We start from the raw sequence: 21,357 nt of genomic DNA on the forward strand, positions 1-21,357 counted from the left end.
TGCGGCGCGCGCGATGCAGATAACGCCGGTCAAGGTGTCGGGCGACCCTTTGAATTACCTCATCAAGGATCCTTCCAATACCCGCACGTCCCAGCCGCTTTACGTCCAGAACGCCGAAGGCGGCCTCAAGCAGACGTCCAAGCAGGGCACTTACGATGGCAAGGGCGGGGTGAAGCTGGACGATGGCCTCAAGGGCGGGGTGCGGCGCCCGTGGGAAAAAAGCACCACGCGGCACCCGTGGGCTGGCGGGGAACCGGGCGCATCGGGCAGCGAGGCCTCCACGTCAAGGAGTGCGCAAATCAGGCGAGTCCAAGCGCTAAAGGATCAGATGCACCGGCAGGTCGAGGAAAAGCTTGCCAAAAAGAATGAAGCGCAGGCGGAACTCCATTCTGCTGAGGCTAAAGTATCAGCCAGCAGCGACGCAGTTAGCGGCGCAGAAATGTACAGAGAGCTTATGCGCGGGGAGATGCAGGATGCCGAGCGCAAAGTAGACACGGTGAAACGTCATGGAAGTAGCAGCGAGGTGGCTGCCGCCGAGCAACGGTTTTACACGTGCACCGAGGCCTTCATTCAATCCCATCGTGCCTGGTGGAACGCCAAGTTCGAGCACGCTAAGGTTGCATTTTCGCTAGGGACGGCGCGAGCAAAATCCCAGGGCGCCGATCGGGAGTATCGAGAAGCCTGTCAGGAGGAGCAGGCGTTGGCGCAGCAGTTGACGAATCTGCAGGGAGGATAATCGCGCCAGTGATTACGTTATGCGCCGCACGTTGCCAGGGTGGCATCATGGGGCGCGTTCCGGCGATGGCCGACGTAAGCAGGGCGGCACTGCGCCGGTACAACGGCGCAATGGCCGGATCCTTCAAACCGCCGGCTCGATGCGCGCCGGCGGCGTCAGCACCAGCCGAAAGCAACTGCCGCCGCCGGCCACGCGCACGTATTCCAGCGCCGCCTGGTTTGCTTCGGCCATCTGCCGCGCCAGGTATAGGCCAAGCCCGGTGCCATATTCGTGCGTGGTATAGAACGGCTCGAAAATCTGCGCCGCGACTTTCGGTGCGATGCCCGGCCCGCGATCGATCACTTCCAGAATCGGCACGCCATGTTCGCCGTGGCGCACCACCACCATCACGCGCGCGGGTTCGCCCGGCATGCGTCCATAGCGCAGCGCGTTCTGCACCAGGTTCCAGATCACCTGCTGAAGCTGTTGCGGATCGGCCACCGCCACCACCGGCGAGGCGCTGTTGTCGATCACACGCAGCGAATCGGCGCCAAGGTCGTTGCCCTGCTTGTATTCCTCGACGAACGAATGCGACCAGTCGCCGAGATTGAGCGTTTCCGGACGCGAGCGTTCGCGCCGCGACAGCTGCAGGATGTTTTCGATGATTTCGTTGAGGCGGCTGCAATGGTTGTTGATGATTTCCACCATGCGCAGGTCGGTGGCGTTCATGTCGGTCGATTCGGCCAACAGCTGCGCGGAATAGCGGATGGCCGCAAGTGGATTGCGGATTTCATGTGCGATCGACGCTGACAGGCGCCCCAGCGAACTGAGCGTCAGCTCCTCGGCGCGGCGCGACACCAGCGAGGTATCGTCCAGGAAGATCAGCACCAGCGAATCGTCGTTGGGGGCCAGGCGGCTGAAGCGCGGCACCACTTCGGGCATGCCATCGGCCAGTTGCGTGGCCGTTTCGTCCAGCTTGCCCGAGGTGATCCAGTGATACAGGCGGCGCGAAAGCTCCGGTGCGACGCGGCCCAGGTCGCGCTGGTCCGAAGAGGGGTTGCCCAGCAGCATCCACGCCGATTCGTTGATCTGGTGGATGCGGTTGGCGTCATCGACCAGCATCACGCCGGTTTTCATGCGCCGGATGATCAATTCGTTGACCTGCGACAGATTGACCAGGTCGATGCTGCGCTGCTCGGCCAGCGCCTCGCTGGCGCGCAACTGGCGGCCGAGCACGTTGCACAGCACCACGATCGAGAAATAGGCCATGCCGAACAGGCCCGATTCGAGCAGATCCCGATCGTCGGCCGAAGCCATGTGCGGCAGGGACAGCAGAGTGCGGCCCAACACGCCCAGCGTGGCCAGCGCGGCGAGAAACAGCGCCAGCCGCAGCGGCAACAGCAGTGCGCCCGCGGCCAGGTTGACCGCCAGCATCATCGCAATGCCGATGCGCGCGTCGTTCATGGCGGTGATCGCCAGCACCGCCGCGCCGATGTCCACCAATAGCGTGCCCAGGACCGCCAGCCAGCCCAGCGCGCGGGACATATGGTTGATCGACACCACCGCGATGGCGAACAGCAGGTAGACCACCGCCACCAGGCGCGCCAGCCCGGCGCTGTCCAGGTGCGGCCAGCCCATCCCGGCCGGGGTGAAGGCCAGGCCCACGTACACCAGCGCCTGGGCCAGCCTGAAATAATTCAGGAACAACAATTCGTGGCGGGTCGTCGTGCTGTTGGGCGGGTCGGACATCACGCGGCTGGACACGGGTTGTGACACCTCGGCGGCAGGTTCGGACCAGTGTATCGACAGCGCCGGGCCTGTCTACGGCCCCCTTGGCCGGCTGGGGTGGGCGCTTGATCACAGGCCGGTTTGCGGCCCTTTTTCGCCCCCTTGGGGCACGGGTTCGGGGCGCGCCCCTTTCCATCGGGTCCGGCTGCTGCGAAAATACCGGGCCGTATTGCGCGGTTTTCGTCGTGTCTGGGCCCATCCAGCCATGCGTGCGGCGCACTGCACGCCGGCAGTGCCGTATCACCGCCGTTCGTTCGTCCCCGCCTGTGCCGTTGCCATCGCGCAGGCTCGATCTTTCCCCATTCACTCGAGGTATCGAATGAATTTCCACGAGTACCAGGCTAAAGAGCTGTTCGCGCAGTACGGCATCGCCGTGCCGCCGGGCAAAGTCGCCAATTCCCCCGACGCCGCCGTCGATGCCGCCAAGCACCTGGGCGGCTCGCAGTGGATGGTCAAGGCCCAGATCCACGCAGGCGGTCGCGGCAAGGCCGGTGGCGTCAAGTTCTGCAAGAGCCTGGATGACGTGCATGCCGCCGCCAAGGGCATGCTTGGCAAGAACATGGAAACCTACCAGTCCGCCGGCCGTGCGCTGCCGGTGAACCTGGTGCTGGTGACCGATGCCACCAACATCGCCAAGGAACTGTACCTGTCGATCCTGGTCGACCGCGACAGCAAGGCCATCACCTTCATCGCCTCCAAGCACGGCGGCGTGGACATCGAACAGGTGGCCAGGGAAACGCCGGACGACATCCACACCATCGTGGTGGATTTCATCGAAGGCCTGCAGCCCTACCAGTGCCGCCAGCTTGGCTTCGCGATGGACCTCAATGCCAAGCAGGTCGCGCAGCTGACCAAGATCATGCTGGGCCTGTACAAGCTGTTCAACGAGAAAGACCTCTCGCTGGTCGAACTCAACCCGCTGGCCATCCTCGAAGACGGCAACCTCGCCGCGCTCGACGGCAAGGTCAACTCCGACGACAACGCCGAGTTCCGCCACGCGGACCTGGCCAAGATGCGCGACCTCACGCAGGAAGACGCTGCCGAAGCCGCGGCCGTGCAGCACAACCTCAACTACGTGACGATGGACGGCAACATCGGTTGCATGGTCAACGGCGCGGGCCTGGCGATGGCCACCATGGACGTGATCAAGCTGGCGGGCGGCGAACCGGCCAACTTCCTCGACGTCGGCGGCGGCGCCACCAAGGAGCGCGTCACCGAGGCGTTCAAGCTGATTCTTTCCTCGGACAAGGTGCGCGCCATTCTGGTGAACATCTTCGGCGGCATCGTGCGCTGCGACCTGATCGCCGAGGGCATCATCGCCGCGGTCAAGGAAGTGGGCCTGAAGATTCCGGTGGTGGTGCGCCTGCAGGGCACCAACGTGGAGAAGGGCCGCGAACTGCTGGCCAACTCCGGCCTGGCGATCACGCCGGCCGACGATCTCAACGACGCGGCGAAGAAAGCCGTGGCTGCCGCGAAGTGAGGAGCGAGTAAACCATGAGCGTTCTGGTCAATAAAAACACCAAGGTGATCGTGCAGGGCTTTACCGGCCAGCAGGGCACCTTCCACGCCGAGCAGGCGATCGACTACGGCACCAAGGTGGTCGGCGGCGTGACCCCGGGCAAGGGCGGCACCGAGCACATCGGCCTGCCGGTCTTCAACAGCGTGGCCGAAGCGGTCGACGAAACCGGCGCCGACGCGTCGGTGATCTTCGTGCCGCCGCCGTTCGCGGCCGACTCGATCCTCGAAGCGATCGATGCGGGCGTGCGCGTCATCGTCACCATCACCGAAGGCATCCCGGTGCTGGACATGCTGCGCGTGAAGAACGTGCTGGCGCAGCATCCGGAAACCGTGCTGATCGGGCCCAACTGCCCCGGCATCATCACCCCGGGCGAATGCAAGATCGGCATCATGCCCGGCCACATCCATAAGCCGGGCAAGGTCGGTATCGTGTCGCGTTCGGGCACCCTCACCTATGAAGCGGTGTTCCAAACCACCAACGAAGGCCTGGGCCAGTCCACCTGCATCGGCATCGGCGGCGATCCGATCAACGGCCTGAACTTCATCGACTGCCTGAAGCTGTTCCAGGACGATCCGCAGACCGAAGGCATCATCATGGTCGGCGAAATCGGCGGCAGCGCGGAAGAAGAAGCGGCCGAATTCATCGGCGAATACGTCAAGAAGCCGGTGGTGTCGTTCATCGCGGGCGCCTCCGCTCCGGCGGGCAAGCGCATGGGCCATGCCGGCGCCATCATCTCCGGCGGCAAGGGCACGGCGGCAGCCAAGTTCGCGGCGCTGGAAAAGGCGGGCGTGACGACGGTGAAGTCGCCGGCCGACCTCGGCAAGACGCTGGCGGGTCTGTTGAAGAAATAAGCCCGTCGCCGCAAGCGATTGGCAAAAGGGCCGCGGCGACGCGGCCCTTTTTTCATGCGCGGCCCGGGTGTCGATTCATGCTTGGCTATTTATCGGATGGATGCGGCCCAATTCAATGAGAGGCTTGCGGGTTCATGGGATGGACTGGAATCAAGTAAAGGCCTGCCAGCGAACCATCGTACTCATCGAACTTCACTATTGCTTGGATGTGCGGCGCGTCGATGCGAGGGGAGGTCACCGATGGGGATGGTAATGCGGTCAATGCGAGTGATTCTCGGGTAAACATAGAACGATCGGCCGCTCTGCGCATGGGTGGCCTTGATCATGAAAGGATCCATTGAACCTGCAGTGCCAGTCATTTCGGTTCGATAACCTTGCTGCTGCAACAGCAATTGGACTACTTCAGTCGCATAGACCGTGTTTTCGCGCGCTCTTTGTGGAAATTCGCCATTGGCGGAACGGTGTGGGAGTCGCCCTGACGTAAAGCGAGCAAACATGTGAAGAATGTCGGTGGATATCAATTCCCTGGCGTGAGCCATCGCCGTGTTGCGCAATGCGGCGTCCAGAATGGGAAGCTGACCGATGGAAGTGACATGCCATGAGGCCGGGGCGGGGTTTTGTCGCAACGCGGCTGCGCCGGCTGCCGGGGTATTTATGGGATGGACATGACCCGTTAAATGAGAGGCTGACGGCTTTGATGGACGGAACGGGATCAAGTAAAGGCGTGCCAGGGAACCATCGTGGCGGTCGAACGTCATTCTTGCCACGACGTGGGGCGCGTCGTTGAGGTTGGAATTTACCGTCGGGATCACAATTTTGTTAATGGAGGTCATTCGCGGGTGAACATAGAACGATTGGCCGCTCCGCCGATCGGTGGCCTTGATCATGAACGCACTCCTTGGACTTGAATTGCCAGTCATTTCGGTCCGGTAGCCTTGCTGCTGCAGCAGCGATTCGACTACTTGGGCGCCATAGGCCGTATTTTTGCCTGGCTGTGCCGAAAACGTGCCATTGGGTGAACGGTACGGGAGCTGTCCTGAAGTAAAGTCAGCAAACTTATGAAGCCCGGCGATGGCTCGCTCATCGCCGGGGTAAGACATTTGCCCGCGGCGCCATGCGGCTTCCAAAAGAGGAAGCTGGCCGATGGAGGTGACATGCCATGAGGCCGGGGCGGGGTATGCTCGCGCCGTGGCTTCGCCGGCTACCGTTTGCAATGGGTGTTGCGGTCGTTGAGGCGCGGCAGACGATGAGCGAGCGGGATGGATTGCCGCCGGCCTGCCGCTGGCGCCGGGGAGCGCTTGTTGATAGGTGAGGCTGGCCGCCCACGTCGGATGCCGCGAACCCCAGGACGGCGTGGCCGATGCACGAGGCCCGAAAGTTTGCGAAGAGCTTCCCGCTTGCGAGGAAGTCTGCGCAGGGTTCCCTTGTGCATGGTTTGCCTGGGGATGGAGTACTTCTGGCCGATGGAGTTGCTGCGTGACCGGGGCGGGGTGGTCAACTGTGCGTGCGTCGAATGTGCCTTGAGCCTGCGACGTAAGTTGATCGTAGATGGCAATGATTTCGTCCAGGTCTTCATCCAAACTGCGCTCAGGCTGCGGCGATGGGCGCGGGGCACCGGCTCCCGTCGGTGCCTGGTCGTTCCGGTCCATGCCGCCCTTGGTCCCCAGGATTTTTCCACCGGTTCGGACATGCTTGCCGGTTCCGGTCAGATGGCCGCTCGGGTCGAGCGTATACAGTTCGCGCGGGCGGTTTGGATCGGCGTTGCGATAGGCCAAATAGGTGGTCGAATCATCCGGCAGCGTTACTGCCGTCATGCCATCGGGGATGTGTTTGCCGCCAGTGCTGTCGTCGGATTTAACAGATGCGTGCGCGCGATCGGGCGATAAAGTTTGTGCCACACGTGCAGGGGCGTTTGGTTTGGCTTGCACCTTTTCCAGCATCTTGGGTGCGCCCGCCAGCGCACTCTGCATTACGCCATTGATGACATCGTCGGCCCAGCGAGCCTTGCTGCGAGTTTCCTCATCCAGCCCGATACCCATGTTGGTCGCGCCACTCGCCAGATCGGTGCCCATCGCCAGCGTACTGAGTACCCGCGCACCTTGACCGGCCATGGACAAGGGCATCAGTGCGGCACTCATGACGGTGCTGGCGATGTTCAGATATTTCATGACGCTCCGCTCGGTGACATCCTTGTCGGATGTGACCTGCGTGCTGGCGTCTTGATAGCTGCGGTCTTTGACTTGCTGAGCCAGGCTGTCGAAGGGATCGCCGTTCCTGGGCAGCAGTGCAATCTCCGCGCCGGGATCCCACACCCCTTTGTGCCACAGCAGATTTTTCGGTGCGTAAGCCTGCGGATACGCCGCGATGCCGGCGAGTGCGCTCTCCACGCCGCTGCGGGAAAACAGATTGCTGGTGCCGTCCTGGCGATCGTAGGCGGAAAAGTGCGCGGCAAATGCCGCCCGCTTCGCCGGATCTTTCATCTCCCCGGCCAGCCAGCCGTGGAGCTGATCGGCGGTATCGAAGCCATGCAGGGGGTGCTCTTCGCCCGGTACATAAAGCAGGATACGGCCCGTAGCTTTGTCGTGGGCATACAGCACGTCGGTCGCGGCGTAGCCATGGATGCTCAACAGCCCGCGTTCCACCTCGGGGACGGCGGACGGTTTGAGCCATTGTGCCGCCAGGTTCTTGTCCTGGGGCTTCAAGTCGCCCGGTTCGGCGTTCGCCACGGGAGCGGAAGGAATGAACTGGCTGGCAGCGGCAAAAAACGACACGCGCGCCTGTTGCGCGTAAGTCTTTTCGTGTTCGCTCCAGAAGGTATCCAACTGCGTGCTGACAACCTTGGAAGGGTCGTTCTTCCATACCATCGACCGGAAGTCCTTGGGATCGATTGGCAGTTGCGTTGCGGCACTGTAGCGAGCGTCGTCGCCGTCTTTGTAGATGCCTTCGTGGGTGTAGGTGTAATCGGCCTGCTCATCGTGGCCGTGCACCCAGTAACGATCGATCAGATCGCCCACGCCACGGGGCGTTTTGATCGGCAGGTTCGCCGTGATCTGGATGTCGGGGCCGCCGGGCCGATACGGAACCAGCGTATTGCCCGCTTTCCCGACATCGGCCTCCTGGGTGTTGTTCATCGCTGCGGCCGTCAACAACGATTCCTTGCGCACGACTTGACCCGGATAAGGCCCCTGATCCGGCTTGCCGCCGGTGTTGTAGTTCAAGCTCACCAAATAGGTGTGGTCAGGGTCGATGTCTTGCCCGTGTTGCTTGAAGGTTTGCCTTATCCAGTGCGACAGCGAGGCTTCGGGCGTGGGCGAGGCAGGTGTGTGGCCCAGTTCATGGATGCGTTGAGTGATGGAATCGGGCGCGGCGGCCTGTTGCCCAAGGGGATGCATCGGTATGGATTGCTTGGGCTTATCGACCGCCGGTGCGCCGCCGAAAGGCGATGTTTGATGGAATACGTCCGGTCCTGCCGATCTAGGTTGCGCCTGGCTCGATGAGGACGTTTTGTCGCCGTCGGCGGAGACGTTGCGATAGTCGTCCGCGCGGGAGGTGGGCGGGATGGCGTTCATGGCATGCAATCGCGACTTGGGTATGGCGACCCTACGCGTGGGTGGCCGGCAACTGGCTGTATCGCGTTATCGGATCAAATGTAGGCAAGTATGAGATGGCTCATGGCATGACGCCGGATGTGGCGGCCCATCGTCATGGCAACGATGCCTTGATCGACAGGCGTGCTTGCGCCGACCTCGTATGGACGTCCATGCGCGCCGGACCGCGGCACGCCTGCGACCGTGTCAATGAAAAGTGAAAACGTGCGCCGGCAGCCGCCTGGCATGGCCGTCATTGAATGGAAATCGACAAACACGACATTTCGTGCCAGCGTTAAGCTCCACGCATAGCCGCACTGGGGGGTGCTTCGCATGGCTTCACGTCCGTTGTTCCTCTATCCGCCGGGCTCGCCGTTGATGCACCCGCCGCTCGCGCTGGACAAGGCGCGCCTGTACGGCTTCTGGGTGGCCGGCGATCTGGCCAAGCTGCAGGCAAGTGTCGATCGCACGCTCAACGCATGCAGCCGCGGCGAACTGCACTTCACCGTCTTGACGCATTACGTGCTGCTGAGCTTCGCCCAGATCAGCCACGCGCACAGCGCCTATCCCGAAGACATCGTCAAAGGATGGGGCGTGGAGGTCGACATCGTCACCTGGGTGATGGTGGGTGCGACCAGGCCCGGCGACATATGGCCGTCCTTTTACGCCTATCCGCTGCACATCTGGGTCGATGACTGCATGGCGTTGATCAACGGCCGCGAGTTGTACGGCTATCCGAAATACGAATGCCTGTACGCGATGCCTGGCCCCGATCAACTGCCCACGACCTTCCGTCTTGCCGCGAAAGGTTTCCAACCGTATTCGCCGGAGACAGAACTGGCGATGCATCCGTTGATCGACCTCGATGCGCAGCCGGGCCTGAAGGACGAGCCGACGCAGGACGTCAACGTGTGGCGCGAAGGACTGATCGAGTGCATGCACAGGACGCCCGGTTTCTGGGATACGCATCCTGGCTGGCGCAGAACGTTCGACGAATGGTTCAATTTTTTCCCCGGGGTAAGCCAGGTGTTTCTAAAGCAGTTTCCGGACGGCAGCGGCCAGCGCGCGGTGTATCAGGCCATTGTGGCCGCACCGGCGAAGGTGAAGGACATTCGCGGGCTGTCCTTGCTGACCGGGGAATACGACCTGCGCCTGCACGCCTTTGACAGCTTTCCGCTCGATCGCACGCTGGGCTGGAACATCGGTACGCAACCGGCGCATTGCGGTTTTCGCATCGATTTCGATTTCAACGTCGAGGACGGCGTTGAGCTGGTCAACAATTCCATCATCGCGGGAGAAGCTTGATGGTCGATCAACCCAAGCGCATCGCCATTCTTGGTGGCGGTGTCGGCGCCATGACGGCGGCATTCTGGCTGACCAGCAGCGAAGACTGGCAGCAGCGTTATCAGGTCGATGTATATCAGATGGGCTGGCGCCTGGGCGGCAAGGGCGCCAGCGGGCGCAACGCCGATATCGCGCAGCGCATCGAAGAACACGGCCTGCATATCTGGTTCGGTTTCTACGACAACGCGTTCCAGGTGATGCAGCGGGCGTACCAGGAGCTGGGCCGCCCGCCGGGTCGTCCGCTGGCGAGCTGGACCGATGCGTTCAAGCCGCAGAACTACGTGTGCCTGGCGGAATGGATCCAGAGCGATTGGCGCGTGTGGCCGGTGCAGACGCCGCAACTGCCTGGCACACCGGGCACGCCGCGCGAGCCGGAAACGCCGGGCGCCGCCATTGCCGAGCTGATGGAGTGGCAGCGCTCGTGGATCGAGTCCTGGGCGCTGACGTATCTGAAGCACAAGGGATCGCCGTTTCGCATGGGCGAACACCGCGAAAGCCGGCTGCACGACCTGCTGGCCGCCGCGCGCGCCGGGCTGACCGCATTCGAGGACGTCGGCGATCCGCTGGTGGTGGCGAGCAAGGCGCGCGATCTGGCGCACGCATCCGCGCGCACGCCCAACGCGAACAGCGCCACGACCGCCGACTGGCCCACCGTGCTCAAGTTGCTGCAGGATCTGCAGCACGCGTTGCACGATGTCGCCGCGCCGTTCGGCAATCCCGATACGTGGTCCGACGATTGGCGCAGGCTTTACCTGGCCATGGACCTGTCGCTGGCCGTAGGCATCGGCATGTTGGTGGACGATGTGCTCGGCAAGGGCTTCGAGGCGATCAACGACATCGATTTCCGCGCATGGCTAGCTCGCCATGGCGCGCAGCCGGTGAGCATCGACGGTGCGCCGGTGCGTGGTTTCTACGACCTGGTTTTTGCCTATCGCCATGGCGATCCGCTGCAACCTGAGATCGAAGCCGGCACCATGCTGCGCGGCATGCTTAAAGTCGGCCTGTGTTATCGCGGCGCGCTGATGTACAAGATGCAGGCGGGCATGGGCGATGTGGTGTTCGCACCCTTGTACGAGGTGCTCAAGCGACGCGGCGTGCGTTTTCATTATTTCCACAAGTTGTGTCAGCTGCGCCCGGATGCGGCAGGCGGCAGCGTTGCCGAGATCGAGCTGGAGCAGCAGACCGCGCTCAGCGGCGCGGATTACGATCCGCTGGTGGACGTCAACGGCCTGCCATGCTGGCCCTCGCAGCCGCTTTACGAGCAGATCGATCCGCGCCAGGCTGCTTTGCTGCAGCAACACCAGGTCAATCTGGAATGCCATTGGTCGGACTGGCCGGCGCTTTACCGGCAAGCATTCGGTGTGCCGCTGCCGCGCAAAACGCTGCGTGTGGGCGTGGATTTCGACCAGATCGTATTGGGCTTGTCGGTAGCGAGCCTGGTCGATGTCGCCGCGCCGCTGCTGGCGCTCAACGCGCGGCTGCGCCAATGCAGCGAGAACGTGGCGGCCGTTGCCACGCAGGCGTATCAGGTGTGGCTGAACCAGGATCTCAACGGCATCGGCTGGAATTATCCGGACGAGCATGGCCAGGAGCCGGTGCTGTCGGGGTTCACCGAACCCTTCGACACCTGGGCCTCGATGGATCAGTTGCTGTGCAGGGAAACCTGGCCGGCCGGCAGCGAACCGAAAAACATCAGCTATTTCTGCAACGCGTTGTCGCTTACCCGGTATCCGCCACCGGACGACCATGGCTTTCCGGCGCGCTGCGCCGAGCAGGTCAAGGCCACCGCGATCCACCAACTGCAGACGCAGATCCAGGCGCTGTGGACGAAGGTGGAAAAAGACGCCTTTGACTGGTCGTGGCTGGTCGATCCGGCCGGCGCTTCGGGCGTGGCACGTTTCGACAGCCAGTTCTGGCGCGCCAACATCGACCCTTCGGAGCGTTACGTACTGTCGCTGGTCGATACCAGTCGCTATCGGCTGCATGCCGATGAGTCCGGCTTCGCCAACCTGTTTCTCGCCGGCGACTGGCTTAAAACCGGGCTCGACGCCGGCTGCGTGGAAGCGGCCGTGATGGGCGGCATGCAGGCGAGCAGGGCGATCTGCGGTTTGCCGCAAAACATCCAGGGCGAGCACGGCTGGTGACGTCGCGATGGGTCACCTGCGGCGCCGCTAATCGCCGCTACCCACCTCGGGCAGCTGCGGTTCGGCCACGCGCTCCATGCGGCGGCGCGATTTGTGCGCGTACATGCTGCGGTCTGCTTCGCGCACCAGTTCGGCGAAGTCCGCATTGCTGAAACGCCGCTGATCGGCCGGTGCGCTGCAGATGCCGTAGCTCACGCCGGTGCCGGGAAAATCGCTTTCGCTCAAGGTTTTGTCCAGCTCCGCCAGCGAACGCGCCAGGCGTTGCTGGCTAAGTTCGTCACCGTAGGCGATCACCGCGAACTCGTCGCCGCCCAACCGGAAGGCGCGGATCAAGTCGCCCAGGCTTGCCAGCCCTTCGCCGACTTTCTGCAGCAATTCGTCACCGCGCTCGTGGCCCTGGCTGTCGTTGACCAGTTTCAGGCCGTCCAGGTCGATCATCGCGATCTGCCACGTGCCTTGCGCGGGATCGACATTTTCGCGACGCGTGATCTCTTCGATCATCACATTGAAAGCCAGGCGATTGCCCAGCCCCGTCAGGGCATCGATGGACGCCTTGGCGATGGCTTCCTGCATGCCGCGGCGGAAGCGTTCGCGTCCGTCTTCCACCAGCTTTACGTGATCGGCCAGCGCGAACGCCAGCAACATCGCTTCGCAGCTGTTGCCCATCAGCGTGAGCAGGTCGGCATTGTCCACCGCGCTGGGAACCAGGCCGAAATTCACCGGCAGGATGATCATGCCCGGGATCAGCACGGCCATGTAAGCCAGCGTAAAGAAGCGCGCGCGCCGTACCCCGCGCAGCAGCGCCCACCAGCCCGTGAAGGCCGAGTACAGCACCACGGTGGCCACCGCAAAGGTGGCGATCAGGAAAGCGAGCGAGGGGAAGAACAGCGAAAACGGCAGCGCGGCGATGGACGCGGCCACGATGCCGTAGCCCACGCGCGCCATCTGCGGCGCATGCCGCCACAGGTCCAGAAAGCGAATGGTGAAACGCGCATGCACGACCGGCAGCAGGATGAACCACTGCGTGAAATTGATCGGGCCGGTGTTGATGCCCAGCCAGATCTGCGGCAGGTCGAAGAACGAACCCCAGCCCAGCACCAGGATCAGTGCCTGGCACCCATACAGGGTATAGCTGCGATCGCGGATCCATAGCCCGACAAACAGGATGAATACGCCCAGGCCGAACAGCACGCCCAGCGAGCCGATCATCAAGGCCAGTTCGTTGATCCGGCGCTTGCGGTATTGGGCGCGCGTCTGCACGTCGATACGCGGCATCGCGGTGAAGAACGTCGAGGTGACCTGGACCAGCACCGCGTAATGGTGGCCGGGCACCAGCGTCACCGGGGCCACGCCGCGCGGCGCTTCGCTGGTGCCAAGTCCCGAGCCGGTGTCGAACGCCCGGCGCAGACCATCGTCGCCCAGCACCACGATGTGGGCATGCTCGTACCAGGTGTTGTCGAACGTCACCACCCAGTCCGAATCGCCCACCGGATCGAACCGCGCCACCAGCCAGAAACTGCCGCCGAGCATGTTTACGTGCGCGACGGGCTGGCGCTGGGCCAGCCAGGGGGCGAGCCCGGCGTAGCTCTGCGGCACGTGCTCGCCGGGTGCGGCCATATAGGTGGCCAGGGCGGGTTCCTGCGCGGCCGGGCCGAACAACGGAAACGGCTGTTCGGCTCGCCCTGCCGGGCTCAGCAGCATGCCCACCAGAAACAGCAACAGCGCGGCCCAGCCACGGCCAGCCGGCCGCAACGACGCGGACCCCTGCGCGTGCATGTGATGGCGCAAAGCTGCCCCTTTGCCAGTCTGCGTCCGGCGATGGTAGCACCGGCCGGCGTGTAGGTGTCGGCGTATTTCCTTGAAGGAAAACCGGTAATCAGGACTTGTGGCGTTGTAGTTCGAATACCATTTAGAGCCCCATTGATCCTGGATCGATACAACGATGGCTGTTCTTCGTCTGGCACTGGCTCAACACGATTTCCCCGTCGGCGCCGTGGCCGCCAATACCGCAAAAGTGCGGCAGCTGATGGCCCAGGCGCGCGCCGGCGGCGCGGCACTGGCGGTGTTTCCCGAACTGACCATCAGCGGCTACCCGCCCGAAGACCTGCTGCTGCGCCCAAGCTTCCTGGCCGCCTGCGAAGAGGCGCTCAACGAAGTGGCCGCCGACACCAACGGCCTGGCTGCCCTGGTCGGCTTTCCCCATAGCCAGGGCGAGGTCTACAACGCCGCGGCATTCCTGCGCGGGGGCGAGGTCGTGCAGATCACGCACAAGCAGGCGCTGCCCAACTACGGCGTGTTCGACGACAAGCGCTATTTTCGCGCCGGCCATACCAGCGCCATCGCGGTGATCGATGGCGTGCGCGTGGGCTACCTGGTGTGCGAAGACATCTGGCAGGCCGAGCCCGCGGCGCATGCGGCAGCAGCCGGGGCCGAACTCATCGTGGTCATGAACGCCTCGCCCTGGGACGACGCCAAGGAAGCCGGGCGCGAACAGGCACTGGTCGCGCGCGCGCGGGAAACCGGTTGCGCGGTGGCCTACGTCAACCTGGTCGGTGGCCAGGACGAGGTCGTCTACGATGGCGGCTCGTTGATGGTCAACGGCGACGGCAGCATCGCCGCGCGTGCGCCCGCGTTCGTCGATGCCCTGCTGTGGGCCGATTTCGACGCCGCCGACCGCACCCTGCACCCGCGCCATTGGCCGGTAGCGAGTGACAGCTCGCACGAAGCCACGCTGTACGCCGCGCTGGTGCGCGGCATCCGCGACTACATCGACAAGAACGGTTTCGGCGGCGTGCTGCTGGGGTTGTCCGGCGGTATCGATTCGGCTTTGACGCTGTCGCTGGCGGTCGATGCACTGGGGCCCGACCGCGTCACCGCGGTGATGATGCCCATGCGCTATACCTCGCAGCTCTCGCTCGACGGCGCGCGCGCACAGGCCGAGCGGCTGCGCGTGGCTTACCAGGTGATCGACATCGAGCCGACCTACAACGCCTTCATCGCCTCGCTCGCACCCGTGTTCGAAGGCAAGCAGCCGGACCTCACCGAGGAAAACCTGCAGTCGCGCACGCGCGGCGTGATGCTGATGGCTTTGTCCAACAAACACAGCCGCCTGCTGCTTTCCACCGGCAACAAGAGCGAAATGGCGGTCGGCTACGCCACGCTGTACGGCGACATGTGCGGCGCCTATGCGCCGCTGAAGGACGTCTACAAGACCGAGGTGTATCGCCTCTCGCGCTGGCGCAACCAGCGCGAGGCGCGCATCACCGGCAGCGCCGGCGACTGGATCATTCCGCCGGCGGTGATCGAACGTCCGCCGTCGGCGGAACTGCGCGACAACCAGACCGACCAGGATTCGCTGCCGCCCTACGACGAACTGGACGCCATCCTTGAGCGCTTCATCGAGCAGGAGCAGTCCCAGGCGGAAATCATCGCGGCAGGTTTCGACGAAAACACCGTGCACCGGGTGGTGCGGCTGGTGCTGGCGAACGAGTTCAAGCGCCGGCAGGCGGCGCCGGGGCCGCGCGTCACCACGCGCGCATTCGGCCGCGAGCGGCGCTACCCGATCACCTCGGGCTGGAAGTGAGCCGCGTTGCAAGGTAAGTGTGGGGCCATGCGCGGGTAACCCCATGGCCCGGAGCCGCGCGACCCAAAGAACGCGACCCGAAAAAAGCCGGCGGCCCTTAAGGCTCGCCGGCTTTTTTGCTCGTCACCCTTGCGCGCTTGGGATCAGTAGTGACCCGAGAACGGGATCATCTTGCGCAGGATCGAGGGCGAGTGCGGCCACTTCGGATCCTTCAGGTACGGATGATCGGGATAGTTCAGCGCCAGCACCTGGCGCACTTGCGCGGCCTGCTCCTTCTGCCCCAGCGCCAGGTAGCTGCGGCACAGAATGGCCAGCGCGTCGCCGGTCTGCGGGGCTTCCTGGTAGTGCTCGATCACGTACTGCGCACGGTCGGCCGAGGCCACGTAGGCCTTGTTGCGGATGTAGAACTCCGCCACGTTGATCTCGAACTGCGCCAGCACGTTGCGCAGGTAGATCATGCGCTGGCGCGCATCGGCCGCGTAGGCGCTGTCGGGGAAGCGGCGGCTGAGTTCGGAGAAATCGTCGAACGCCTTGAGGTTGTAGCCCTGGTCGCGGCGGGTCTGCGCGCCCTTGTGCTCGCTGGCAAACGCGCGCTCGATCACCCCGGCGGTACGATCGAAATTGATCAGGCCGCGCAGGTAATAGGCATAATCCACATGGCGGTTGAGCGGATTGGACTTGATGAAGCGGTTGATCGTGGAATACGCGTCATCGGGCTTGTTGTTACGGTACTGGGCGTAGGCCAGCTCCAGCTGGGCCTGCTCGTTGAACGGGCCGGACGGGAAGCGGGCGATCAGACGCTGGTAGGCTTTCTCGGCGGCCGAATAATCGGAATGGATCAGATCGTTGTGCGCCAGCCCGTAAAGCTGCGGCAAAGGCAAGGTGTCGAGCGGGTCGCCGTGGTGCCTGAACCATGAGCAGGCGCTCATCGTCAAAGCCAGGACGAGCACGATCAGTACTTTCAAAACAGGCGTCGGGGTTGCCGGCAGCTTGGTTACGCGCATGAGTTAAGGGGTTCAGATGTTTGATCGAAAAGGGATGATAGCCCAAACCGGCACCCGGCCGGGGGACTTGCCATGACCGCCATCCGTCACGAGGCGGTCGTGCCGCTGTCGGCGGCCGGTCGCAGGTTCGACCAAGCCCTGGCCGAGATGTTCCCCGACTATTCCCGCTCGCGTCTCACCGCCTGGGTGAAGGCCGGCGCGGTGACCCTGGACGGGGCGGCGGCCGCACCGCGCCACCTGTTGCGGGGCGGCGAGAAAGTGGTGCTGGAGGCGGAACTGGAAACCGAGGTCACCAGCGCGCCCGAGGCCATCGAACTGGACATCGTCCACGAGGATCCGCACCTGCTGGTGCTGAACAAGCCGGTGGGCCTGGTGGTGCATCCGGGCGCCGGCAACCCGGCCGGCACGCTGCTGAACGCCTTGCTGCACCATGATCCGAAGCTGGCCGAGCTGCCGCGCGGCGGCATCGTGCACCGGCTGGACAAGGACACCTCGGGCCTGATGGTGGTGGCCAGGACGCTGCCCGCGCACACCGCGCTGGTGGACATGCTGTCGCATCACGCGGTGGAGCGGCAGTACGAGGCCATCGTAATCGCCCCGCTGATCGCCGGCGGCACCGTGGATGCCCCGATCGGCCGCCATATCGGCGATCGCCTGCGCCAGGCGGTGCGTGACGAGGAAGACGGCAAGCGCGCGGTCACGCACTACCGGTTGCGCGAACGTTTCCGCGCGCATTCGCTGATCCAGTGCAACCTGGAAACCGGGCGCACCCATCAGATCCGCGTGCACATGGCGCACATTGGGCATCCGCTGGTGGGCGATCCCCTGTATGGCGGCGGCCTGAAGCTGCCCAAGCGGGCCACGCCCGAGCTGGTCACCGCGTTGCGCAGCTTCCGGCGCCAGGCGCTGCATGCCGAGCGGTTGTCGTTCACGCACCCGGTGAGCGGTGAAACCCTGAGTTTTGCAACGCCGCGCCCGGCAGACATGGATGCGCTGATCGCCGCCCTGCGCGCCGACCTGGCCGCCAACGGCCCGGACGAGTACTGATACGCATGAACGAGGCATGGATCTTTCCCGATTGGCCCGCACCGCGCGGTGTGCACACGGCGGTCACCACGCGCGAGGGTCCGGGCATTTCGCAGCCGCCGTTCGACCGCTTCAACCTTGGCCTGCGCAGCGGCGACGATGTGCAGGCCGTGCTCAGCAATCGCGGCGCCCTGCGCCAAGTGCTGGATCTGCCGGCCGAACCGCGCTGGCTGCGCCAGGTGCACGGCACGGTGGTGGCCGAGCTTGGGCCCTTGCCGACGGCGGAGGAACCGCAAGCCGATGCCGCGGTATCGCGCGTGCCGGGCACGGTGCTGGCGATCCTTACCGCCGATTGCCTGCCGGTGCTGTTCTGCGCCGCCGACGGCAGCGCCATCGGCGCGGCGCATGCCGGCTGGCGCGGACTGGCCGCCGGCGTGCTGGAAGAGACCGTCGCGCAGATGCAACGCCGTTCCGGCGACCTGATGGCGTGGCTTGGGCCCTGCATCGGCGCGGCTTCCTATGAGGTGGGTGAAGAAGTCCATACGGCGTTCAACCAGTCCAGGCCCGCGGCCGAGGGCGCGTTCGTGGCCACGCGGCCGGGCCACTGGCTATGCGACCTTGCCGTGCTGGCGCGGCAGCGACTGCTGGCGGCCGGCGTCACGCGCATCCACGGCGGCGGGTTCGATACCCGCGCCGACGCGCGCCTGTATTCCTACCGCCGCGAAGGTGCACGCAGCGGTCGCTTCGCCAGCCTGATCTGGCTGGCCGGACACTAGGGGTGCCCTGGGCAGCATGGATCGGAGCATCCCTGCTGATTGCCGAGCCGGCTCCAGGCTGAAGCCGGGCGCGGCGCCGCGCTCCCATTCGCTTGAATCGTTCGGCGCTGTCCGCATCTCTGGCGGCAGTGGCGGCGTGTCCGCCAAACCTTTTTGGGGATATTTCAATGCGCATGGACAAACTGACTTCACGTTTCCAGCAAGCGCTTGCCGATGCGCAATCGCTGGCCGTGGGGCGTGACAACAACATGCTCGAGCCCGTGCACGTGATGGCGGCACTGCTCGACCAGCAGGGCGGCTCCACCGGACCGCTGCTGACCCAGGCCCACGTGAATGTGCCGGCGTTCCGCCAGCGCGTGGGCGAGCTGCTCGATGGCCTGCCCAAAGTGAGCGGGCAGGAAGGCAACATCCACGCCGGCAACGAGCTGACCCGCGTGCTCAACCTCACCGACAAGCTGGCCCAGCAGCGCGGCGACCAATTCATCGCCAGCGAGTTGTTCGTGCTGGCCGCGCTGGAGGACAAGGGCGATCTTGGCGCCGCACTCAAGGCCGCCGGTGCCGCCAGGCAACATCTCGAAGCGGCGATCGAAAAACTGCGCGGCGGCGAGAAAGTGCAAAGCGAAAACGCCGAGGACCAGCGTCAGGCGCTGGAAAAATACTGCATCGACCTCACCGCGCGCGCCGAGAGCGGCAAGCTCGATCCGGTGATCGGCCGCGACGAGGAAATCCGCCGCACCATCCAGGTACTGCAGCGCCGCACCAAGAACAATCCGGTGCTGATCGGCGAACCGGGCGTAGGCAAGACTGCCATCGTCGAAGGGCTGGCCCAGCGCATCGTGAAAGGCGAAGTGCCCGAGGGCCTGCGCGACCGCCGCGTGCTTGCGCTGGACATGGGCGCGCTGATCGCCGGCGCCAAGTTCCGCGGCGAATTCGAGGAGCGCTTGAAAGCCGTGCTGAACGACTTGGCCAAGAACGAAGGCCAGATCATTCTGTTCATCGACGAACTGCACACCATGGTCGGCGCCGGCAAGGCCGAGGGCGCCATGGATGCGGGCAACATGCTCAAGCCCGCGCTGGCGCGCGGCGAGCTGCATTGCATCGGCGCCACGACACTGGACGAATACCGCAAGTACATCGAAAAGGACGCCGCGCTGGAGCGCCGCTTCCAGAAAGTGTTCGTGGGCGAGCCCAGCGTGGAAGACACCATCGCCATCCTGCGCGGTCTGAAGGAGCGCTACGCGGTGCATCACGGCGTGGAAATCACCGACCCGGCCATCGTCGCGGCGGCCACGCTGTCCAACCGCTACATCACCGACCGCCAGCTGCCGGACAAGGCGATCGACCTGATGGACGAGGCCGCTTCGCGCATCCGCATGGAAATCGACTCCAAGCCGGAGGAACTGGACCGGCTGGAACGCCGCCTGATCCAGCTGAAAATCCAGCGCGAGATGCTGAAGAAGGAAACCGACGAGGCGTCCAAGAAGCGTCTGGCCGACCTCGATACCGACATCGGCAAGCTGGAGCGCGAGTTCTCCGATCTGAACGAAGTGTGGAAATCGGAAAAGGCCGCGCTGCAGGGCACGACCAAGGTCAAGGAGCAGATCGAGCAGGCGCGCCTGGAACTGGAAGCGGCGCAGCGCCGGCAGGACTACGCCAAGATGAGCGAAATCCAGTACGGCAAGCTGCCCGAACTGGAAAAGCAGCTCGCCGCCGCGCAGGCCGCCGAAAAGCAGGACTTCAAGCTGGTGCAAGACCGCGTCACCGAAGAGGAAATCGCCGAGGTGGTATCGCGCTGGACCGGCATCCCGGTCAGCAAGATGCTTGAAGGCGAGCGCGAGAAGCTGCTGCACATGGAGCAATCGCTGCACAAGCGCGTGGTCGGCCAGGACGAAGCGGTGCGCGCGGTGTCCGATGCGATCCGCCGCGCGCGCGCGGGGCTGTCCGATCCGAATCGCCCGTACGGTTCGTTTCTGTTCCTGGGTCCGACCGGCGTCGGCAAGACCGAGTTGTGCAAGGCACTGGCCGAATTCCTGTTCGACACGCAGGACGCCATGGTGCGCATCGATATGAGCGAGTTCATGGAGAAGCACTCCGTGAGCCGGCTGATCGGCGCGCCGCCCGGCTATGTCGGCTACGAGGAAGGCGGTTACCTCACCGAAGCGGTGCGTCGCCGTCCGTACAGCGTGATCTTGCTGGACGAAGTGGAGAAAGCGCATCCGGACGTGTTCAATATCCTGTTGCAGGTGCTCGACGACGGCCGCCTGACCGATGGCCAGGGCCGCACGGTGGATTTTCGCAACACCGTGATCGTGATGACCTCCAACTTAGGTTCGCAGCTGATCCAGGAACATGCCGGCGATTCGGAAGCGGACTACCTGCAGATGAAGGCGGCCGTGCTGGGCGTGGTGCAGGCGCACTTCCGTCCGGAGTTCATCAACCGCCTCGACGAGCTGGTGGTGTTCCGCCCGCTGCAAAAAGCGCAGATCCGCAAGATCGCGTTGATCCAGCTGGTGCAGCTGGAAAAACGTCTGGCCGAGCGCCAGCTGCGCCTGGAAATCAGCGAGAAGGCGTTGGACCTGCTTGGCAACGTCGGCTTCGATCCGGTATACGGCGCGCGTCCGCTCAAGCGTGCGATCCAGCAGCAGCTCGAAAATCCGCTGGCGAAGGAGATCCTGGAAGGGCGTTTTATTTCCGGCGATACGATCGAGGTGGGCGCCGAAGGCGGGCATTTGTCGTTCCGCAAGAACGGATGATTTTTCGCTGATCGCTGCGAAACGTGCAACGAAGAACATCCCGGCGCAAGCCGGGATTTTTTTGCAGCCCTGTGTGCGAAACCATACGAATGCATGGGTTACCACCCGCGCACGGCAGCGAGTGGACAAACTGCGCCATCCCAACCCGTTCCTCATCAGGCGAAGACCGATGCAAGTGCGATCCCCCGGGCCCGGCGATATCTCTTTTAAGGTTGGCGATACCGATAGCACCGCTGAAGCGACGCACAGCGTGGGTTCGGCACCGGC

14 protein-coding genes are annotated in these 21,357 nt (G+C 64.1%); 9 read left to right on the top strand and 5 right to left on the bottom strand.

Going from position 1 to position 21,357, the window contains the following annotated elements:
- A partial coding sequence (locus VME63_RS07815) for a hypothetical protein (protein WP_325431989.1) occupies positions 1-736 on the top strand: 736 nt, incomplete at its 5' end.
- 123 nt (positions 737-859) lie between these two features.
- On the opposite strand, the gene VME63_RS07820 is transcribed toward VME63_RS07815, so the two are convergent.
- On the bottom strand, positions 860-2,464 hold the full coding sequence (locus VME63_RS07820; protein WP_325432187.1) for a sensor histidine kinase: 1,605 nt from the start codon (positions 2,462-2,464) through the stop codon (positions 860-862).
- A gap of 358 nt (positions 2,465-2,822) precedes the next feature.
- Here VME63_RS07820 and sucC point away from each other — a divergent pair, with 358 nt between their 5' ends.
- Both sucC and sucD read left to right on the top strand, forming a co-directional pair.
- Positions 2,823-3,983: an ADP-forming succinate--CoA ligase subunit beta gene (sucC, locus tag VME63_RS07825; RefSeq protein ID WP_325431991.1), complete on the top strand. Its 1,161-nt coding sequence runs from the start codon at positions 2,823-2,825 to the stop codon at positions 3,981-3,983.
- A 14-nt stretch (positions 3,984-3,997) separates the two neighbouring features.
- The gene (sucD, locus tag VME63_RS07830; RefSeq protein WP_188797202.1) at positions 3,998-4,873 is read left to right on the top strand and encodes a succinate--CoA ligase subunit alpha; all 876 of its coding nucleotides are present in this window, start codon (positions 3,998-4,000) and stop codon (positions 4,871-4,873) included.
- Positions 4,874-5,055: 182 nt separating this feature from the next.
- Here sucD and VME63_RS07835 read toward each other — a convergent pair whose 3' ends face one another.
- The gene (locus VME63_RS07835) at positions 5,056-8,442 is read right to left on the bottom strand and encodes a dermonecrotic toxin domain-containing protein (protein ID WP_325431995.1); all 3,387 of its coding nucleotides are present in this window, start codon (positions 8,440-8,442) and stop codon (positions 5,056-5,058) included.
- A gap of 74 nt (positions 8,443-8,516) precedes the next feature.
- Positions 8,517-8,738: a hypothetical protein gene (locus tag VME63_RS07840; protein WP_325431997.1), complete on the bottom strand. Its 222-nt coding sequence runs from the start codon at positions 8,736-8,738 to the stop codon at positions 8,517-8,519.
- 55 nt (positions 8,739-8,793) lie between these two features.
- Between VME63_RS07840 and VME63_RS07845 the strand changes: the two genes are divergently transcribed.
- Complete coding sequence (locus VME63_RS07845; protein ID WP_325431999.1) at positions 8,794-9,765, top strand: hypothetical protein; 972 nt, start codon at positions 8,794-8,796, stop codon at positions 9,763-9,765.
- Positions 9,765-11,948 carry an NAD(P)-binding protein gene (locus VME63_RS07850; protein ID WP_325432001.1) on the top strand — a complete coding sequence of 728 codons (2,184 nt, stop codon included), beginning with the start codon at positions 9,765-9,767 and terminating at the stop codon, positions 11,946-11,948. Before VME63_RS07845 ends, VME63_RS07850 begins: the two co-directional genes overlap by 1 nt.
- Before the next feature lie 27 nt (positions 11,949-11,975).
- Here the strand turns inward: VME63_RS07850 and VME63_RS07855 are convergent, their stop codons facing one another.
- On the bottom strand, positions 11,976-13,724 hold the full coding sequence (locus VME63_RS07855; RefSeq protein WP_325432003.1) for a diguanylate cyclase: 1,749 nt from the start codon (positions 13,722-13,724) through the stop codon (positions 11,976-11,978).
- Positions 13,725-13,890: 166 nt separating this feature from the next.
- On the opposite strand from VME63_RS07855, the gene VME63_RS07860 reads away from it, so the two are divergent.
- Positions 13,891-15,531 (top strand): NAD+ synthase, encoded by a 1,641-nt coding sequence (locus VME63_RS07860; RefSeq protein ID WP_325432005.1) that lies wholly within the window; start codon positions 13,891-13,893, stop codon positions 15,529-15,531.
- Between the two features lie 143 nt (positions 15,532-15,674).
- On the opposite strand, the gene VME63_RS07865 is transcribed toward VME63_RS07860, so the two are convergent.
- A complete protein-coding gene (locus VME63_RS07865) occupies positions 15,675-16,535 on the bottom strand; it encodes an outer membrane protein assembly factor BamD (RefSeq protein ID WP_325432007.1) in 861 nt (286 codons plus the stop codon).
- Positions 16,536-16,607: 72 nt separating this feature from the next.
- Here VME63_RS07865 and rluD point away from each other — a divergent pair, with 72 nt between their 5' ends.
- From rluD to clpB, 3 genes are all read left to right on the top strand, one after another.
- Entirely contained in the window at positions 16,608-17,582 is a 975-nt protein-coding gene (gene rluD, locus VME63_RS07870) for a 23S rRNA pseudouridine(1911/1915/1917) synthase RluD (RefSeq protein ID WP_325432009.1), read from the top strand.
- 5 nt (positions 17,583-17,587) lie between these two features.
- Positions 17,588-18,337, top strand: coding sequence for a peptidoglycan editing factor PgeF (pgeF, locus tag VME63_RS07875; RefSeq protein WP_325432011.1), 750 nt, complete (start codon positions 17,588-17,590; stop codon positions 18,335-18,337).
- Positions 18,338-18,504: 167 nt separating this feature from the next.
- Positions 18,505-21,090, top strand: coding sequence for an ATP-dependent chaperone ClpB (clpB, locus tag VME63_RS07880; RefSeq protein WP_325432012.1), 2,586 nt, complete (start codon positions 18,505-18,507; stop codon positions 21,088-21,090).
- The last annotated feature ends 267 nt before the right edge of the window (positions 21,091-21,357 follow it).

The sequence above is a fragment of the Dyella sp. genome (genome assembly GCF_035503745.1).
Lineage (GTDB): Bacteria > Pseudomonadota > Gammaproteobacteria > Xanthomonadales > Rhodanobacteraceae > Dyella_B.

Excerpts from the sequence above, each read along its gene's own strand:
- VME63_RS07820 (WP_325432187.1), bottom strand. The coding sequence starts at position 2,464 with ATGTCCGACCCGCCCAACAGCACGACGACCCGCCACGAATTGTTGTTC.
- sucC (WP_325431991.1), top strand. The coding sequence starts at position 2,823 with ATGAATTTCCACGAGTACCAGGCTAAAGAGCTGTTCGCGCAGTACGGC.
- sucD (WP_188797202.1), top strand. The coding sequence starts at position 3,998 with ATGAGCGTTCTGGTCAATAAAAACACCAAGGTGATCGTGCAGGGCTTT.
- VME63_RS07835 (WP_325431995.1), bottom strand. The coding sequence starts at position 8,442 with ATGAACGCCATCCCGCCCACCTCCCGCGCGGACGACTATCGCAACGTC.
- VME63_RS07845 (WP_325431999.1), top strand. The coding sequence starts at position 8,794 with ATGGCTTCACGTCCGTTGTTCCTCTATCCGCCGGGCTCGCCGTTGATG.
- VME63_RS07850 (WP_325432001.1), top strand. The coding sequence starts at position 9,765 with ATGGTCGATCAACCCAAGCGCATCGCCATTCTTGGTGGCGGTGTCGGC.
- VME63_RS07855 (WP_325432003.1), bottom strand. The coding sequence starts at position 13,724 with ATGCACGCGCAGGGGTCCGCGTCGTTGCGGCCGGCTGGCCGTGGCTGG.
- VME63_RS07860 (WP_325432005.1), top strand. The coding sequence starts at position 13,891 with ATGGCTGTTCTTCGTCTGGCACTGGCTCAACACGATTTCCCCGTCGGC.
- VME63_RS07865 (WP_325432007.1), bottom strand. The coding sequence starts at position 16,535 with ATGCGCGTAACCAAGCTGCCGGCAACCCCGACGCCTGTTTTGAAAGTA.
- rluD (WP_325432009.1), top strand. The coding sequence starts at position 16,608 with ATGACCGCCATCCGTCACGAGGCGGTCGTGCCGCTGTCGGCGGCCGGT.
- pgeF (WP_325432011.1), top strand. The coding sequence starts at position 17,588 with ATGAACGAGGCATGGATCTTTCCCGATTGGCCCGCACCGCGCGGTGTG.
- clpB (WP_325432012.1), top strand. The coding sequence starts at position 18,505 with ATGCGCATGGACAAACTGACTTCACGTTTCCAGCAAGCGCTTGCCGAT.